17 protein-coding genes are annotated in these 17,723 nt (G+C 52.4%); 13 read left to right on the top strand and 4 right to left on the bottom strand.

The genetic code is table 11. From position 1 onward, the window contains the following. The first annotated feature begins 363 nt into the window (after nucleotides 1-363). The 9 genes from ACQ76X_RS23995 to ACQ76X_RS23955 all read left to right on the top strand — a co-directional run bounded on the left by ACQ76X_RS23995 (nucleotide 364) and on the right by ACQ76X_RS23955 (nucleotide 8,353). Nucleotides 364-1,077 carry an HAD family hydrolase gene (locus ACQ76X_RS23995; protein ID WP_438496239.1) on the top strand — a complete coding sequence of 238 codons (714 nt, stop codon included), beginning with the start codon at nucleotides 364-366 and terminating at the stop codon, nucleotides 1,075-1,077. Nucleotides 1,078-1,152: 75 nt separating this feature from the next. After that, complete coding sequence (locus tag ACQ76X_RS23990) at nucleotides 1,153-1,431, top strand: hypothetical protein (RefSeq protein ID WP_438496238.1); 279 nt, start codon at nucleotides 1,153-1,155, stop codon at nucleotides 1,429-1,431. Nucleotides 1,432-1,694: 263 nt separating this feature from the next. Next, the gene (locus ACQ76X_RS23985; protein WP_019914790.1) at nucleotides 1,695-1,895 is read left to right on the top strand and encodes a cold-shock protein; all 201 of its coding nucleotides are present in this window, start codon (nucleotides 1,695-1,697) and stop codon (nucleotides 1,893-1,895) included. Nucleotides 1,896-2,015: 120 nt separating this feature from the next. After that, on the top strand, nucleotides 2,016-2,246 hold the full coding sequence (locus ACQ76X_RS23980) for a cold-shock protein (protein WP_076110972.1): 231 nt from the start codon (nucleotides 2,016-2,018) through the stop codon (nucleotides 2,244-2,246). Nucleotides 2,247-2,499: 253 nt separating this feature from the next. Next, nucleotides 2,500-4,230, top strand: a complete 1,731-nt coding sequence (locus tag ACQ76X_RS23975) for a sensor histidine kinase (protein WP_438496243.1) — start codon at nucleotides 2,500-2,502, stop codon at nucleotides 4,228-4,230. Continuing rightward, nucleotides 4,190-4,990: a response regulator transcription factor gene (locus tag ACQ76X_RS23970; protein ID WP_438496237.1), complete on the top strand. Its 801-nt coding sequence runs from the start codon at nucleotides 4,190-4,192 to the stop codon at nucleotides 4,988-4,990. Before ACQ76X_RS23975 ends, ACQ76X_RS23970 begins: the two co-directional genes overlap by 41 nt. Before the next feature lie 112 nt (nucleotides 4,991-5,102). After that, complete coding sequence (locus ACQ76X_RS23965; protein ID WP_438496236.1) at nucleotides 5,103-6,458, top strand: extracellular solute-binding protein; 1,356 nt, start codon at nucleotides 5,103-5,105, stop codon at nucleotides 6,456-6,458. Between the two features lie 93 nt (nucleotides 6,459-6,551). Beyond that, a complete protein-coding gene (locus tag ACQ76X_RS23960; protein WP_438496235.1) occupies nucleotides 6,552-7,433 on the top strand; it encodes a carbohydrate ABC transporter permease in 882 nt (293 codons plus the stop codon). Between the two features lie 35 nt (nucleotides 7,434-7,468). Then, nucleotides 7,469-8,353: a carbohydrate ABC transporter permease gene (locus ACQ76X_RS23955; protein WP_038597797.1), complete on the top strand. Its 885-nt coding sequence runs from the start codon at nucleotides 7,469-7,471 to the stop codon at nucleotides 8,351-8,353. On the opposite strand, the gene ACQ76X_RS23950 is transcribed toward ACQ76X_RS23955, so the two are convergent. Next, on the bottom strand, nucleotides 8,343-8,948 hold the full coding sequence (locus ACQ76X_RS23950; RefSeq protein ID WP_438496234.1) for a class I SAM-dependent methyltransferase: 606 nt from the start codon (nucleotides 8,946-8,948) through the stop codon (nucleotides 8,343-8,345). The genes ACQ76X_RS23955 and ACQ76X_RS23950 overlap by 11 nt on opposite strands. Nucleotides 8,949-9,077: 129 nt before the next feature. After that, nucleotides 9,078-10,463, bottom strand: coding sequence for an MATE family efflux transporter (locus tag ACQ76X_RS23945; protein ID WP_438496233.1), 1,386 nt, complete (start codon nucleotides 10,461-10,463; stop codon nucleotides 9,078-9,080). 494 nt (nucleotides 10,464-10,957) lie between these two features. On the opposite strand from ACQ76X_RS23945, the gene hxlA reads away from it, so the two are divergent. Continuing rightward, a complete protein-coding gene (gene hxlA / locus ACQ76X_RS23940) occupies nucleotides 10,958-11,590 on the top strand; it encodes a 3-hexulose-6-phosphate synthase (protein ID WP_038597793.1) in 633 nt (210 codons plus the stop codon). 7 nt (nucleotides 11,591-11,597) lie between these two features. Then, a complete protein-coding gene (gene hxlB, locus ACQ76X_RS23935) occupies nucleotides 11,598-12,155 on the top strand; it encodes a 6-phospho-3-hexuloisomerase (RefSeq protein WP_438496232.1) in 558 nt (185 codons plus the stop codon). A 79-nt stretch (nucleotides 12,156-12,234) separates the two neighbouring features. On the opposite strand, the gene ACQ76X_RS23930 is transcribed toward hxlB, so the two are convergent. Both ACQ76X_RS23930 and ACQ76X_RS23925 read right to left on the bottom strand, forming a co-directional pair. After that, nucleotides 12,235-12,555 carry a cupin domain-containing protein gene (locus tag ACQ76X_RS23930; RefSeq protein ID WP_038597789.1) on the bottom strand — a complete coding sequence of 107 codons (321 nt, stop codon included), beginning with the start codon at nucleotides 12,553-12,555 and terminating at the stop codon, nucleotides 12,235-12,237. A 203-nt stretch (nucleotides 12,556-12,758) separates the two neighbouring features. Further along, nucleotides 12,759-15,404: a heparinase II/III domain-containing protein gene (locus ACQ76X_RS23925; RefSeq protein ID WP_438496231.1), complete on the bottom strand. Its 2,646-nt coding sequence runs from the start codon at nucleotides 15,402-15,404 to the stop codon at nucleotides 12,759-12,761. A 497-nt stretch (nucleotides 15,405-15,901) separates the two neighbouring features. Between ACQ76X_RS23925 and ACQ76X_RS23920 the strand changes: the two genes are divergently transcribed. Together ACQ76X_RS23920 and ACQ76X_RS23915 are read left to right on the top strand one after the other, a co-directional pair. After that, nucleotides 15,902-16,798 carry a carbohydrate ABC transporter permease gene (locus ACQ76X_RS23920; RefSeq protein ID WP_038597786.1) on the top strand — a complete coding sequence of 299 codons (897 nt, stop codon included), beginning with the start codon at nucleotides 15,902-15,904 and terminating at the stop codon, nucleotides 16,796-16,798. A gap of 45 nt (nucleotides 16,799-16,843) precedes the next feature. Further along, entirely contained in the window at nucleotides 16,844-17,707 is an 864-nt protein-coding gene (locus ACQ76X_RS23915) for a carbohydrate ABC transporter permease (protein ID WP_438496242.1), read from the top strand. The last annotated feature ends 16 nt before the right edge of the window (nucleotides 17,708-17,723 follow it).

Genomic DNA, 17,723 nt, shown 5'->3' with positions numbered 1-17,723 from the left:
AGAAACTAGCTTTTGGAGCAAAAGGCCGTGAAGGTTGCATGCCCATGAGTGACGAACATCGGAAAGCCGTATGAGGGAAAACCTCACGTACGGTTTGATGAGGAGGGGCTGGGTACAAACCAGCTCTTTACTCTAGTGGGCAAGGTTTGGATTTCTACCGCGATTCGCGGTTGAATTCAGGAAATCCAAACCTAACAGCGGCCGGAAGTCCAAATATTCTCTGTAGTCACGGCCAATCCCAAAATAGAAGAATAGAAGAATTATAAGTCCAATTTATATAGTTATAGTAAACTGAAAATATGAATTCTATCCGGCATTCTAACTGCGGTGGGCCGGACACAAACGAAATAAGGGGGCATTTTTATGTATCAAACCTATATTTTTGATCTGTACGGTACACTGATTGATATTGAAACCGATGAAGAACGTCCCGAGGTATGGGAACGGCTGGCGCTCCACTTTAGTTATCACGGTATGAACATCACGGGAACAGAGCTGCAGGAAAGGTTCCTGGCGGAGCGGGACATCCAGCTTGCCGCTGCTGCGCAGAGCTGCGAGTTTCCCGATTTCATTATGGAGGAAGTTTTCCGGGTGGTGGCACGGGATTTGGGCGGAAGTCCGAACGAGGAATGGCTGCATGAAACGGTGAGATGGGTGCGGACGTTATCCATGATTCATATCTCCCTGTACGACGGAGTGGCAGAAATTCTCCAGAGCTTAAGAGCTGGCGGCAAAAAAGTGTTCCTGCTGTCCAACGGACAGAAAACCTTCGTTGAGGCTGAACTGACTATGCTTGGCATTCTGCATTTGTTTGATGGGGTGGCCATCTCCTCGGAGGCGGGGGTGAGTAAGCCGGACCCGTTGTTTTACCGCTATTTGACGGACACCTACGGTGCGGACTTAAGCTCGGCGATTATGATTGGCAATGATCCGCGTACGGATATTGCCGGGGCTGTAGAAGTAGGGATTGACTCCTGTTATATTCAGACGGCATCGTCTCCCCGGGATGTTCCGGTGAAGAGCACCGTGCAGATCTGGGATGGAGATTTGCGCCAAATCCCCGGTTGGAGCCTGTAGCCGAAACGAAGCGTCGGCAGGTTGACTTGTGCTACAATAATGGAGCATAAATGCCTGAGGAGCTGACTAACGATTATGAGCGATAAAGTAAATGAGCAGGAATTGTTGGAGGTGCTGTCCGCCCAAACGAAGGTTGATCCGAAGCTGATCAAGCTGGTGCTGCAGCATGAGCAGAACTTTATCAACAATGCCAAAGCCAACAGCAAAGGCGAAGTTGATATAGACAACGATGACCTGGTTGATTATGTCACTGCCCAGCGTGATGTGAAGCTGGACGAACTGACAGTCGAGACTATTCTCGATGCAGAAATGGACTATCTGATGGACAAGGGGCTTGCAGGGTATATTGATTAGAAACCTTGGGGCTGGGAGCGGCTCATGGTTCACTCCGGTTGAATCATGGGCAGCTGCCCAAAAAAAAGTTTGCCGTTTTCTTTGCTTTCGGTAAATTAATGTGCTACAATGAAGTCAATCATAAATTTAAACCTTAATTCACATATTGTAAAAGGTTATCATTTGTGCGTATGAATCCTTTTCCAATGTGTGAATTTTTATTTGTTCGTACAATACGTAGGAATAAAAGGACATGTGTTAAATAAAATATTGGAGGTAATATTATGCAAACAGGTACAGTGAAATGGTTTAACGCAGACAAAGGTTTCGGTTTTATCGAGGTTGAAGGTGGAAGCGACGTATTCGTACACTTCTCCGCAATCACTGGTGATGGTTTCAAATCTTTGGATGAAGGCCAACGCGTAGAGTTCAACGTAACTCAAGGCGCTCGTGGACCACAAGCCGAAAACGTTGTAAAACTGTAATTTTTAAATCAAAGCTGTCCTTAACACAAGTTGAGGGCAGCTTTTTTTATTACGCATACCTGTCCTAACGTTCCTGAAAAGGTAATGAATCGTATGGATACGAACTAAGGAGGGGTACTTATGTATTTTCGTAAAAAAGCGCTGGAGGATCTTCCGCAGGAAGACACAGCCATTTGGTCCTGCACCAAAGAAGGTTGCACCGGTTGGATGCGCGATAATTTCGCTTTTCAATATGTGCCTACCTGCTGGCAATGCAATTCACCAATGACTCGAAGCATGAAGATCCTGCCTATGCTTGTCAACACGAATCATGAGATGAAGGAAATAAAGAAGGGAATTACAATTAGGTAGTTTTCTCTTCCTGGTTGATTTGACCGGTTTTCTTCTAACGTCGATACCCTTAAGCTCCCTTAAATCCGGGACTTGCTTAAGGGTTTTTTGTTGTCTTGGAGTGCCCCCAATGACAATAGGTCTTGACCAAGCGGCAGCACTTCTGGAGAATAGAGCTGGAAGCGCTATCAGTGAAGGAGGGGCCAAAGTGTACGGAAGATTCAAAGAGCTGAATACGCTGCGCAATCAAATCTTTATCGGATTTCTGCTTGTGATGCTGATCATTATTGTCGTTTCGGGAGCATTTGTGTATGACCGGGTCTCTTCGCTGCTGAAAAATAATTCCGAGCGGCATATCCAGCAGACTGCGGTTCAGGCCAACGGAAGACTGGACGCATTGATCGGCCAGATAGACAGTCTCACAGAGCAGGTGGCCAATCATCCGACGGTCCAGCAGCTGCTGCTTGAAGAGCTGAACGGCCAGAAAGTGTCCTTTAACCAGCGGCAGTCGCTGCTGAAAATTGTATCTAGCTATCAGGCTTACATGCCGAGCGTCGGCTCCCTTGAGCTGTATACGGCCGATTACCGGCTGTTGTTCCCGATTAAAGATGGCAGCTTGAGTACAAGGATTAACGGCAGTTATATTAGCGAAGCCAATGTACAAAAGGGCAGACTGGTCTGGATCGGCGTCGATCCGAATGATGATCAGAGTCTGCTGGCGATCCGCCAGGTCAGCCTGATGGACCGCTGGTTCTCACGGGGCGGCTACCTCATGGCGCGGATTCAGCGGAGCTACTTTCAGCTGAATGATCCGCTCTCGGGCAGCGACGGCGGCGAGTCGATTCTGCTTGTCAGTGATGACGGCCAGCCGCTGGGCAGCAGCGAAACGCCGGTGGCTAATCTGCTACCGCTGCTCCACAGCAAGGACCAGACCGTCAGCTTCCAGGACAAAGAATATGTGCAGGTCAAGCTGCGCTCGGACAAGACCAATTGGACGCTGCTGGTGCTTACGCCTGTCAGTTATGTGACGAAGGGGATCTCTGTGCTGCGGACGGTGCTGCTGGTTTCCGGGGCGCTCGGAACGGTGCTGTTTTTGATTATGTCGTTTGTGTTGTCTACCATGATTACGCGGCCGATCATGCATTTGATCCGGGCGATGCGCAAATCGCGGCTCGGGGTGCTGACCCCCAATTTGCAGTCTGTATCTACGATGGAGCTTCGGGAGCTGAACAACACATACAATGGCATGATTGCCAATATGAACGACTTAATCCGTGTAGTTTATGAAAAAGAAGTGCTGCAAAGCCGCACGGAGCTCAAAGCGCTGCAGGCGCAAATCAATCCCCATTTTCTGTTCAACACCTTGGAGGCGTTCAACTGGTCGCTGGAGGAGAAAGGGGAAGAGGAGCTGGCCGGTCTGGTGGTAGTGATGTCGCGGCTGTTCCGTTATATCATCGGCAATCCGAACATGGATGAATGGGTAACACTTGGAGAAGAGGTGGAACAGGTCCGGCGGTATTTGCAGATTATGGAGATGCGGATGGGCGAACGTCTGACCTGGAATGTCGAGCTGGCTCCGCAGGCGGCGGCTGTTCCGGTGCCGAAGCTGCTGATCCAGCCGATTGCCGAAAATGCGATTCTGCACGGAGTCGAGAGCCGTGTCGGCAGCGGGTTGGTCAGCGTTGTTGTCCAGCCGTCACTCCGGCAGGGCTGGACGACAATAACCGTAAGCGATAATGGCCCGGGAATGGATGCGGACACGTTGCAGGCGCTCTACAATTCACTGGAGGGCGGTCCTTCCATCTCTTCCAAGGGGAACGGTGTGGGCCTTGTGAATGTTCAGCGGCGGCTTAAGCTTTACTATGGCCGGGAAAATGCGGATCTTCAAGGAATGATGATCGACAGCAAACTGTCCCAAGGGACGGCCATTACCTTTGAAATACCGAACAATGGGGGATATACCTATGAGCCTGGGCAACAAAATGATTCTGGTCGTGGACGATGAGCCGCGGACCCGGCAGGGCATTAAGCAGACGCTGGAAGTATGGGCAGCAGGGAGATATACCGTGGAAACCGCAGATAATGGGATTGAAGCCCGTGAACGGCTGCTGCGCGGGCGGGTGCATCTGCTGATAACCGATGTCCGGATGCCGGAGGTCAGCGGGCTGGATCTGATCCGCTCGCTGGAGGGGCAGACGCGTAAGCCGGTGGTGATCGTCATTTCCGGCTATGCTGAATTTGAATATGTGCAGCAGGCGCTGCAACTGGGGGCAGTCAATTATCTGCTCAAGCCGCTGGATAAGAGTGAACTGCTGCAGGTGGTTGAAGCTGCCCTGAAGCGTGAGGAGGAAGAGCAGCGGCGCGAGAAGCTGGAGAAGCTGGTTGACCACAAACTGCTGGAGATGGATCCGGAGCGCAGCGGCATGGGAGAACCGGTGAAAGAAGCGCTTGTCTACGTGGAGCAGCATCTGCAAGAGCAGCTAAGTATGGCAGAGGTGGCCGGGATGATCCACCTGAACGCGAGTTACTTCAGTGTGCTGTTCAAGGAACAGACGGGGGTTCCCTTCAGCGAATATGTGTCGCGGCTGAGGGTTCAGCGGGCCAAGGAAATGCTGCTGCAGACGCGAATGCCCATCGGCGAGATCGGCGAGCGTGTAGGCTACCGCACGGACAAATATTTTATCAAGGTATTCAAATCACTTGAAGGCATAAGCCCAAGCCGCTACCGCCAGCAGATGGGGGATAAGCAGACGGAAATCCAATAAAAGTGGAAGTTTTGCCAATGAGTGTGATCTTATAAACCTCCGGTTGCAATGTTAGTATTTATTTGAGAGCGGTTACAGAATCCGCACAACTGAAAAAATGGAGGTTATAGCAATGCCAAGGAACAAGTTGACTAGAGGCCTGCTTTTGACTTTTACGCTGGCGCTGATTCTCTCAGGCTGCGGCGGGACGAAGAATAATAACGCCGCAAGTGGCAGCGAGGCGGGAGCGGGGAACACAGAAGCGGCTACCGATGCTCCTGCACAGAAAGTCACGATTAATATGATGCACTTATGGCCAGCGGGCAGCTCAGCGCAGCAGAATAAACTGGTCGGACAGATTATAGACGAATACCAGAAGGAGCATCCGAACGTTACTATCAAGCAGGAGGTGCTGGAGAACGAGCAGTATAAGAATAAGCTCAAGGTGCTGTCCGCTTCCAACGAGCTTCCCGATGTCGGAATTACATGGGCGGCAGGCTTCATGGAGCCATATGTAAAAGGCGGCTTGTTCGCTCCGCTGGATGATATCCTGGGCGGGGCACAGCTGAAGGATAAATTCGTCGCAGGGACTACGGAGGCTTATGCAGTGGACGGCAAAACCTACGCGCTGCCGATTGAGCTGAACATTTCACCGATTTACTACAACAAAGACATCTTCGCCAAACATAACCTGCAAGTACCGGCCACCTATGAGGAATTCAAGCAAGTTGTGAAAACGCTATCCGATAATGGAGTGGCACCGATTGCCCTCGGCAACAAAGACCGCTGGACCGGTTCACTGTGGTATATGTATCTGGCCGACCGGATTGCCGGCAGTGACACGCTGAAGAAAGCTACGAACGGTACAGGCTCCTTCGATGATCCGGGCCTCATTCAGGCGGCGGCCGAAGTGCAGACTCTAGTTGACATGAATGCCTTTAACAAGGGCTTCAACGGCTTGTCCAACGATGAAGGCAAGTCCGAATTCATGAATGAAAAAGCGGCTATGTACCTGATGGGCACCTGGGAGCTTCCGAACTTTACGACAAACCCTGATATTCCGCAGGAATTCAAGGACAAGGTAGGCTTCTTCAAATTCCCGACCGTTGATGGCGGCAAGGGCAACATCAACAGTTGGGTGGGCGGTCCCGGTGTCGGCCTGTTCGTAGCCGAGTCCTCCAAGGTGAAGGAAGAGGCCAAAGCGTTTGTGGAGTACTTTGTCTCCAAGTGGGGCGAGGAATCCGTAACCACTGCCGGTGTAATCCCGGCTACCAAGGTTGATACAGCAAACAGCAATTTGCCTCAGCTGTATGTTGACCTGCTGAATGAGCTGAACAATGCCAGCAGCATCACGCTGTTTGCCGATGTGCAAATGAAACCGGGCGCTGCACAAGTCCACCTGGATATGATTCAGGCGCTGTTCGGCAAGGCAGTAACCCCCGAACAATTCGCCACCAAACATAAAGAAGCTGTAGAGAAAGGCAATTAACAATAGAGTGTGGAGCGGAAGCCTCAGGTTGGCTGCGGGGACTTCCGCCCCTTTTAATACGAGTATTTCAGTGAGAAAAGGAGGGATTGTGCCATGGCGAAAGTGATGTCCAACAAGCTGGTGATCGCACTGTATGTGCTGCCTTCCCTGCTGCTCATCATGGGCATTATTTATATTCCGATTGTCCTGACCGGTTATTATGGACTGAACCAGTGGGACGGCATCGGCAAGATGGTATTCATCGGACTGGACAATTATAAGGAGCTGGTGCGGGACAACGCCTTCTGGCAAAGCGCACTGCATTCCCTGCTGCTCGCTTTATTCTCGGGCATCAGCCTCATCGGTTATCTAGGGATTGCTCTGGTCTTATCCGGCAAAATCAAGGGCGCAAACCTGCTGCGCAAAATTTACCTGATCCCCATGCTGCTGTCTTCCGTAGCCATCGCGCAGTTGTGGATGAAGATCTATCATCCCACCAATGGTGTGCTGAACAGCCTGCTGACTTCTCTCGGGGTCGACAATCCGCCGTCCTGGCTGGCTGAGCCCTTCATTGTGCTGATTGCTTTGTTTATCCCGATTATTTGGCAATATGCCGGTTTTTATATTCTGATTTATTATGCTGCCTTAAAGAACATTCCCGAATCGCTGATGGAAGCCGCGCGGATAGACGGGGCCAATCCTTGGCAGATCGCCACCCGGATCAAGCTACCGCTTATCAGTGAGGTGATTAAGGTGACCGTGGTGCTGTCGGTGGTGGGGTCGCTGAAATATTTTGATCTCATTTATGTCATGACTGACGGGGGGCCGAACGGGGCAAGTGAAGTTATGGCATCTTATATGTATCACAAGGCCTTCCGCAGCTTTGACTTCGGATATGGCAGCGCGGTCGGGTTTTTCCTGCTGCTCATCTGTCTGGTGGCCACTTATCTGATCCGTAAGGCGACTGCTTCGAAAGATACGATCCAGTATTCGTGATTAAATATTGCCCGCCTTGAAAGGAGGAGCCTATCATGAGAACTCAAGCCGCTGCGGGCTACCCGCCGATTCGGCAGCGCAGCGGGGTACCGCTCTTGCACAGAACCGGTTATGGCGTTATGTACCTCGCCCTTATCGCCGTAGCTGTGATCCAGGTGCTGCCGCTAGTCTGGCTGCTCATCTTCTCGCTGAAGAACAATCAGGAAGTATTCAACATGGCTCCATTCGCCATTCCGGCGCATCCGCACTGGAGCAACTATGAAAATGTATGGGTCAACGGAAATATAGGACAGTATTTTCTGAACAGCGTCTGGATTACGGCGGTTGCCCTGGTGCTTACGGTGCTGCTGGCCAGCTTCGTCACCTTTGCCGTGACCCGCATGATCTGGAAGGGCAGATCACTGGTGCTGGGCCTGTTCATGGTCGGGCTGATGATCCCTGTCCATTCCACATTGATTCCGCTGTTCAGTATGTTTCTGAAGCTGCATTTAACGGATAATCCGCTGTCGATCATTCTGTCGTATGTGGCGTTCAACCTGCCCACAACGATTATGATTCTGCTTGGCTTCTACTATGCGCTGCCGAAGGAAGTGGAGGAGGCGGCAATTATTGACGGCTGCTCGGTGAACAGAATGTTCTTCAAGATTGTGCTGCCGATGACTTCGTCCGTGCTGGCGACAACAGCCATTATCAATATGATCTACAACTGGAACGAGTTTATCTTCGTCAACACATTCATCAGCTCCGACAAATACAAGACGCTAACTGTCGGGGTCCAGAATTTTATCGGCCAGTATACTACAGACTGGGGGGCGATCGGTGCCACGCTGATGATCAGCATTCTGCCGATTCTGCTGGTGTTCCTGATTATGAGTGAACGGATTGTCGAGGGCATTGCCGCCGGTTCTGTTAAAGGCTGACGCGTGAGCAGGAGAAGCAGTATAATTCTTCATCCTCAATCGTAATCCCGTCAAAACCATGCTGGACAGCCAGCTCTATCAGTTCCTGATCCGGAGGAATCGGTTCACGCGTGCTGCTGTAGCCAATCCGCGCGTGATGCTCTTTAAGTCCCTGCCTGGTCCTGGAATGGGCAATCATAAATGTGCCGCCGGGATTCAGACTCCGCTCCGCGTTGACGAACAGCATTTCCAGATTTATGAAATGGGGAATGCTGTTATAGATCAGCACATAATCAAAGCCGGATTCGCAAGTGAAGGGATCTTCGAAGTCAACACACTGCGTCTCTGCTTCAGGATAGCCTTCCCGCAGCGCTTCCAGCATCGCACTTGAGATGTCGAGGGCCAAATAGCGGCCTGGGCGGATGCCGAGCTTGTGCAGCGCAGCGGGTATGACACCGGTGCCGGAAGCTACGTCCAGCAGGCTCTGCCCTGCTTTTATGCCCAGAGCTTCTACAACCTTCTGGGCCAGTGCAACGGCTTCCTCGCTGTTGTTCCATCCGGCGGCCAGGGCATTGAAATGTTCAATTTCACTTTCTTTCGGTGAATGTGTGGTCATATGCGGCCTCGTCTCCTGTTATGTATTTTTATGGAATCATTATAAATGAAAAAAGGCGGTTCGTCAGGTCGAAAAGACCTTGGCGAACCGCCTTCTTCAAGATATAAGCTGTTTCATCTTGCGGAATACTTAATGTGCCGCAGCAGGGGAGGGGCTAACCGGTGTTTCTGCATCATGCTGGATCAGCCCGTGTTTCTCCCAGGCTCTGCTCTTCCAGCGGAAATACATAATCACGGCTCTTACCCATTCGTCAAAAGCGGTGGCCAGCCATACCCCGGCCAGGCCGAGATCAAGCGTGAACACCAGAAAATAGCCAAGCGGCAGACTCATGCAGACCATGGAGATCAGCCCCATATAAACAGGGAACTTGGCGTCGCCCGAGGCCCGCAGAGAGTTGATGATCACCAGGTTGCAGGTGCGTCCCGTCTCCAGGAAGAAGCTGAGCAGTATGACCTGGGCGCCCATCCGGACAATGCTCTCATTGTCGGTGAACAGTCCGAACAGCGGCACACGGAAGGCGATAACAATGACATCCATAATTACGGTGACAAGCAGAGCCCACTTCACACTGGAGAATACCCGCGAATAGGCTTCCTCGGAACGTTTTGCACCGACCAAATGTCCAACAATGATCGAGGTGCCCATGGATACTGCGACGCTGAACAAGAAGATATAACTCGAGATATTCAGCGCGTATTGGCGCGTGGCCATCGCTTCAGCGCCCAAATACGTAATATACAGCGTAAATACCAGCTGGCAGGATTGATAGGTAATGGATTCAAACGCAGACGGAATGCCGATTTTGAGAATCTGCAGCACGTACTTTTTGGAGAGGTGAATGTAGTAGGTCCATTTGACCCTTACCTCCACGATCCGGTACAGCAGCAGGAAGAACAGTACCAGCGTGATCAGCCGGCTCAGCACTGTGGAAATGGCCGCACCCTGTACTCCCATTGCAGGCAAGCCGAAATGTCCGAAGATCAGAATGTAGTTGCCAACCACATGAATGATATTCATGAGCAGGGAGACCATCATCGTCTGCTTCGTGAAGCCGTGCGTGCGGATCGTGGTCGCCAGGGCGTTAAGCAGCGCCTGCAGAAAAATACCGCCTCCGACAATGTTCATATACATTCTGGCATAGACGAGGATATCGCCCTGCACATTCAGCGCAGTCAGCAGGCTTCCGCCGAACAGCAGCAAAACCGCGCTTAGAATGAGGCCTACGGCCAGATTGAGCGTTATTGCATTTCCGGTTACATTAGCCGCTTCCTGCGGTTTCTTCGAACCGAGATATTGGGAGACGACGATGGCTGCGCCGTTTCCGATTACACTGAGCACTAGAATAGCTATAGCTATAATCTGATTCGCTGCACCCACGCCGGATACGGCATCGTCCGATACCGAACTGATCATAAACGTATCGACGCTGCCCATAAGCATGAACAGGAACAGCTCCAGGAAAATCGGCCAGGTCAGCTTAATCAGGTTGAACTCTTGATGTTTTGCTTGCTCCATAATACACCTTCTTATTATTATTGCCCGTACTAATGTAAATGCTTTAGTCCCAAACAAAATGTATGTTAGCACAGCTTTTATGAAAATGCAGTATTTTTACGAAAATAATGAAAAATTGGATGAATTTATTTCAAGATTGGCATCATTTAAGCCTCTGCGCAGCACAATAGTATCCTCCAGGTAACTACATCACAATAAAGTGCCTACTTCCCTTTTGGACTGCATGAACTTACACTTAGTGCAACACTTACAAAAATACACTATATAGATTGAACTTGAGAATATACATTTAGGGAAAAGTGGCGGAAGAGAATTTTGGAACTGTAGGAGCGATAGCGTTTGCCTTTAGGTTTGGATTTCTACCGCGATTCGCGGTTAAATTCAGGAAATCCAAACCTAACAGCGGCCGGAAGTCCAAACATTCTCTGGAGTCACGGCCAATCCCAAAATAGAAGAATTATAAGTTCAATCTATATAAAGAGGAGATTTATCATATGAAGCTGCAATTAGCACTAGATCTTGTGGATATCGCCGGAGCCAAGGAAATCGTCTCGGAGGTGGCCGAATTTATTGATGTTGTGGAAATCGGCACACCGATTGTTATTAATGAAGGATTGCACGCGGTGAAGGCCATTAAAGAAGCTTTCCCGGCGCTGACCGTACTGGCTGATCTGAAAATTATGGATGCAGGCGGTTATGAAGTGATGAAGGCCGTGGAGGCGGGTGCGGATATCGTTACTGTGCTGGGTGTTTCCGATGATTCGACGATTAGAGGCGCTGTTGAGGAAGCCAAGAAGACGAATAAAGAGATTCTGGTTGACCTGATCAACGTCAAGGATATCAAGGCAAGAGCCGCTGAAGTGGACGCACTGGGTGTGGATTATGTGTGTGTACACTCCGGTTATGATCATCAGGCCGAAGGCAAAAATTCCTTCGCCGATCTCCATGCGATCAAGAGCGTAGTGAAGCGGGCCAAAACTGCGATTGCCGGGGGGATTAAGCTGAGCACACTGCCGGAAGTCATTGCAGCCGGACCTGACCTCGTTATCGTTGGCGGCGGCATCACCGGTGAAAGTGACCAGAAGGCAGCGGCGGCAGAAATGAAACGCCTTGTGAGCCAGGCTTAAGGCTCGTATGGATACCGTTAGCTACGCACAGGAAATAGTGAAGGAGCTGCAGCGCTCGGCAGCGCAGCTTGATGCAGCAGAAGCTGAGGAATTTGCAGCGCTGCTGCTGCGCTCCGGCAAGGTGTTCGTCGCCGGGGCAGGCCGGTCGGGGCTGATGGGCCGGGCCTTTGCTATGCGGCTGATGCATGCCGGCAAAGAGGCCTATGTAGTCGGCGAGACTGTAACGCCGGAAATCGAAGCGGGCGATGTTCTTGTGCTTGGTTCGGGATCGGGTGAAACGAAGAGTCTGCTCGCGATGGCGGAGAAAGCCAAGGCGGTTGGCGCAGCGGTTGCCGCTGTGACCATTGCGCCGGAGTCGACGATCGGCAGACTGGCCGATTATACGGTGAAGCTGCCGGGCTCTCCGAAGGAACAGAACGGCGGAGAGCGCGCCACCATCCAGCCTATGGCCTCCTTGTTTGAACAGACCCTGCTCGTCTTCTATGATGCTGTGATTTTGCGGATGATGGAGCAGACCGGCCAGACCACTACACAGATGTTCGGCAAGCATGCCAACTTGGAATAAAACAAACCACGCCTGTCCGGTTAGCCGGACAGGCGTGGTTTGTTTAGGTGTAATTTGCCGCTGATCCAATGGTTGCAGCCTAGCGCTTAAGCAGATCCTCACGGATAGGAGTAAAGACATCGAGCAGCGCTGAATCTGCCTCCAGCGCGGTCACGCCATGTTTGGCATTTCCCGGTATGGCAATACTCTGGCCTGCACCTATGCAGTACTCCTTGCCATCAATGCGGAACACAAAGCTTCCACGCAGACAGTAACTCATCTGCTCATGCGGATGGCTGTGCTCATAGCCCTCGGCTCCCTCCTCGAAATGAACCTCCATCATCATCAGACTGGCTGCTGCATTCAGGATGCAGCGTTTGACGCCCGGCTCCGCCGGTTCCCATACTCCAAGATTGCTCATGTCTATTTCCTCCTTAGGTTAGTTGAATTTGCAATACAATTGCTGCCTGACAAGGGCAGTAATTGAGGCGGCAACGCCGGTTGCTTAGGATGATTGTATTTCATGCAACAGAATAGGTATTAGACTGCGGCAAAACTCAATCTGTTGTATTTCATGCAGCTGATGGGTCTCGCGGTCTGAACGTGAAGATGAATAGATAGGGGTCAGACCCGTTCAAATCCTTTTAGAACGGCAACCTGAATTGTTCCAGGCTCAAGGCATAGAATGTCCGCTTCCGAGCCCTCGAGAACTGTCAGCCCAGCCTGCGAATTCCGGGCTTCCGCAGCTTGGGCCGCTGTGTACCCAGCCTCTGCCCCTCCAGACAACGCCGTTTCTGCTGTGCCGAGCAGCCTGAGCGGGACGCCGCCGGGAACGCGGATGCGGCGGGTCATTGTGGAGCCGTTGATGGCGGCGACACACCAAGCGCCGTCTGCGCGGGCGATCTTATACAAGCGGACGCCTTCTCCGGCTTCTTCGCACTCCAACGGCTCCAGCCGAAGTGCGGGAGCCGCTGCTGCCCGGGGATGCAGCAGCACCACGTAGTCCTCGCCAGCGTTGCCGTGCACACGGAAATGCTGCTGCGCGGCCAGCGGGTACGCTCCGCCTACGGCACCCTCTCCGGTCGTAATGACCGGAAGGGCAGGCTCGGCGATATGCGCGCTCAGCCGCATGCCGCCTAAGCCTACAGCGTCAATGGCCTGCTCCGTGACTTCGGCCTCCGTACTCAGCGTATGCAGATTCCAGACACTGTCTGTCCCACCCTCAATCCGGTCCCAGACCAGATAAGCGTCAAAACCCGCTTTGATGAACAAGAAATGCCGCTCATATTCTCCGGCCCGCGCATCGGGAATGAGGCTTTTTGCATAATCCAGCTCCTCTGAGAAGCAGACCTCCCGGTAGACGCTTTGCAGCGGACCGTCCAGAAGGTCTCCTGTTTCACCGGTGAACTGGACGACGTTATGTGCGGCTCCGGACACATACCAGTGCCGGTCCCCGTTGTAATAGCCGCCGGTTCCGGCATCCAGCGTCAGGGGAACCCCATCTGCCCAGATGGAGAAATGGCCTTCATCATGATGGGCGTGATAGGTCAGCGGTGAAGCCTCGTAAATGGCATAATGCTGCAGGTTCTGCTCTCCGCCGCGGAAGATGACATAGCCGATGCCTGGATAATGTACGGAGCGGAGAGCAGGTTTCTGCTCTGGAAGATCCGGCTGCGGATACAGCAGCGCGACCAGCGGCAGCGGGAAGGCTCCGGTATCCTGGACGGGCGCGCCGCCGTGCTTCCAGGTCCAGATCATTTCCGCTGCCAGCTGCGGATCTTCCTCTGCATAGAATCGGGCCGCGTAGCCGAGCAGGCGGAACCATTGTTCCTGCACATTGGCATCGCCGACAGCCGGAGTAAGCAGAACGGGCGCACCGGAAGGCCCGCCTTGAATAATGTCCTCCGCTGTCACGATGCCTATCAGGAAGCGGTACATCGCCTTTACCTTGGGATGCCGGAAATAATCAACTCCCCTCAGGCGCTTCAGCAGGGCAAAGAAAAGGAAATAACGGTGCAGTACGGCGCCGTGATAGCGCACATTTTCCGGCCATGCGCCCTCCGTATCAACCACTTCCGTGAGCTGCCAGTCGATCACGGAGCGGGCATGCTCCAGGTATGCTCCGCTTTCTGCCTCCTGCGGGAAGAGGAGCGCATAGACCCCGAGCCCGGTCGCCCGGTCGGCATTCCAGTTGCTGCGCTTGCCGCCCTTCTCGTCCGGGAAGGTTGTAAGGTCGAACCGGTAGTAGACGGTATCCATCATCATCGCCGCGATATAGCGGAAATCGGCGAGCAGTGCCGCGGTTTCCCCGGCAGCGAGCACTCCGCTACCTGCAATCTGGTCATAGATGACCGAGGCAGCGGCTAGTCCCCGGCCGATATGCACAGCGCCGTAGGTGTCGTCGTCATGCCAGCCGTCCCGGCGGAAAATATCCATGCCGAGCCGCATATCGGTGAGCATGTATTGCAGCTTGCGCTTGGCCAGCCCGGCATACTGCTCTTCGCCCGAGACCATATACAGGTTGGCATCCGCACCGGCAGCCTCCAGCAGATACGCCCAGTTGGTCAGCGTGAGCCGGTTGAAAAGCGGGGACAGCAGCTCCAGTCCAAGCGGTTGTCCTGCGGTATCCAGAAAAGTAACCCCGGTGCATATCCCGCCGTTCACAAGAGGGGCTTCCAGGCTGAGCTCTGTCTGGATACCGTAATAATCCCCTGCGCATACAGGCAGGAGCTCCTCATAACGTAGAACCGTCCATTCTGCCTTCGCTGTATTGCTGATTCGTACGCTCCGCACATGGTCCTCCTGCGCGCCTCCAGCCGGAGTCACGCCGGAAGGCTGCAGGCCGCTTCCGCTGCCGGACAGTTGCTCCAGCACAATGGTACTGCCGCTTCCCGGCATTTGGGTCCAGCCGTTCAGCGCCTCCCCGAAGCTGCCGTTTATCAGTGCCACCGGCAGCCCAAGCTGGGAATGTGTCAGGCGCACGCCGCAGATACGGGCAACGCCCTGTCCCCGGACATGAACAGCCAGCTTCAGGAAGGCGGTCCCGGCGGGAACTTTGAAGACGAAGGGTTCTACCCGGAATACACCGAGGCCGCTAAGCGGAACGGCCGCCTCGCGGGCGGCAAATTGTCCGGACAGCTGCTGTTGTCTTGCGTATTCCTGCGCAATCGCAGGAATCTGTTCAATTCTGCTGCGGATTTCCCCCAGTTGTTCCCGGTCATAGCAGCCGAAGGGGCGGGCTTCGGCTGCGCCGTTATATGCTGAATTCATTGGTAGAATCAAACCTCCCTGTGAAGTTGTAATCCTGTTCTGTTATTTGTATAAGTTGAACTTTAGATTTACCGATCCGGCATAGAACGCAACTGCGGTAAATGTTTGGACTTCCGGCCGCTGTTGTCTACAGATTTCTTGAAGAATACCGCTATTGCGGTTGAAATCCGTAGACAAAGGCGGTCGCTATCGCTCCTGCAGTTCCAAAATTCCCCTCCGCTGCTTTTGCCTCCAAGTAGTTTTTTAGTTCAACTTATAGTTTCTTCTTTAATTATAGCTGTCCCGCGATTGAATCAGGGATGGATAAAAACAGGAAGCAGAGGGGACAAAGCGACTGAAAACTGCCCGGCAAAGTGAGGTCTTGACCTCGGAGCTTATTTTAAATGAAAAAGTGAAATTCTCCCCCTTAGCGCAGTCGGTTTCTCCCTAACTGTGTATGCACAGAGGGACGTATGATTAGGACAGAAGCGCAAGTCCAATGACAGGAGGAACAATCAATGAATGAAACGAAACGTCAAATAAACGCCTGGACCTTTGTAGCGCCCAGCTTGATTCTGACGCTGATTTTTGGGGTGTACCCTATCTTTTGGGCTTTAAAGTACATGTTCTATGATTATCAGGGCTTCGGCACACCGCTTTTCATCGGCCTGGATAATTTCGAGCGGCTGTTCCGCGATAAGGATTTCTGGCAGTCCGTGGTCAACACCTTCATCTATGCAGGCGGCAAGCTTGTGATTACCATCCCGCTGTCGTTTGTACTGGCTGTAATTCTCAACCGCGCCTTGAAGGGGCGCCAGCTGCTGCGGGCGATTTATTTCATGCCTACCGTGATCAGTGCTTCGGTGATGGCGATTGTGTTCTACGTTATTTTCAACTCCTACAACGGAATGGTGAATCAGCTGCTCATGGGTGCCGGAATTGTATCCGCTCCCATAGACTGGCTGGGCGCCAAGCACGCCTTAATCACGGCGATTATTATCGCAATCTGGGGTGCGGTCGGCAACTATATGCTGCTCTTTATTGCCGGGCTGCAGAATATTCCGGAGGATCTTTATGAAGCCGCTTCCCTGGACGGCGCGGGGCCGCTGCGGAAGATGTGGAGCATTACCGTTCCGATGCTGGGACCTGTGCTGCAAATGATCATCATGCTGGCCATTACCGTCTCTCTGAAAGGCTACGAGAGCATTATGGTGCTGACCGAGGGCGGGCCGTACGGCAAGACGGAAGTCATGTATCTGTATCTCTATAAACTGTTTTTCCCTGTATCGAGCGGAGGATCGAGCATCCAGCAGTTTGGTTACGGAAGTGCGGTCGGGTTCACCACTGCGGTTATCGTCGGTCTGATCACTCTGGTTTACTTTTATGTATCCAAAAAGCTGAATGATATCTATTAAAAGAGAGGAGAATGTACAGTGAGCACATTGCATGCGGAAACGAAAATGACTTCGGCACAAGCTGAGCGTTCGGTTAAGACCAAAGCGCTGCTGTCCAAGGTACTGCTGTGGATTTTTCTGCTTCTGGTGGCGGCTTTTGCGGTGTTCCCGATTGTTCTGGCCTTTTTCGGGTCGCTTAAGTCCAATCTGGAGCTGACTACAGGAACAACCCTGCTGCCGAAGGAATGGAAATTCGATAACTATTCGCAGGCCTGGACTTCAGCGAATTTCGCACGCTTCACCTGGAACAGCGTATTTATCAGCACATTTACTACTATAGGAACTCTATTGATAGGAACGATGGCTGCATATGCAGTAGCAAGGGTTGATTTCTACGGGAAACGGCTGTATGTGATCATTCAGTCCTGTACCCTGTTTATCTCTATCGGTGCTGTCGTGCTGCGTCCCCAGTTTGATCTTATGGTATCGCTTCATCTGCAAAAATCGCTCTGGGGCGTCATCATCATTCTGATCAGTGCCCATGCGACCGCATTCTTTATGTTGATCGGTTTTGTGCGGGCGATCCCGAAGGAACTCGACGAGGCGGCGTTTATTGACGGCTGCAACTTCTATAGCGTATACTTTCGTGTTATCTTGCCGCTCCTGACGCCCGCGCTGGGGGTGACTGCGCTCTGGACCTTCCGCGGCGCATGGAATGAATATATTCTGCCGCTGGTATTTACCATGACGCAGCCTGCCTTGCAGACACTGACCGTAGGTTTGGCCGGGCTGAAATACGGTATCGGGGATGCGGCGCAGCCCCAATTAATGCTTGCCGGCGCATGCTTGTCCATGCTGCCGATGATTATTGTCTATATTTTTGCCAACAAATCATTCATGCAGATGACGGCTGGCTCAGTAAAGGGCTGAGGCTAACGCAGCGATT

This window comes from Paenibacillus sp. IHBB 3054, from assembly GCF_051594305.1.
Taxonomy (GTDB): domain Bacteria; phylum Bacillota; class Bacilli; order Paenibacillales; family Paenibacillaceae; genus Paenibacillus_AQ.
The sequence above is the reverse complement of the archived record's forward strand: the minus strand, read 5'-3'. Positions and strand labels throughout refer to the sequence as shown.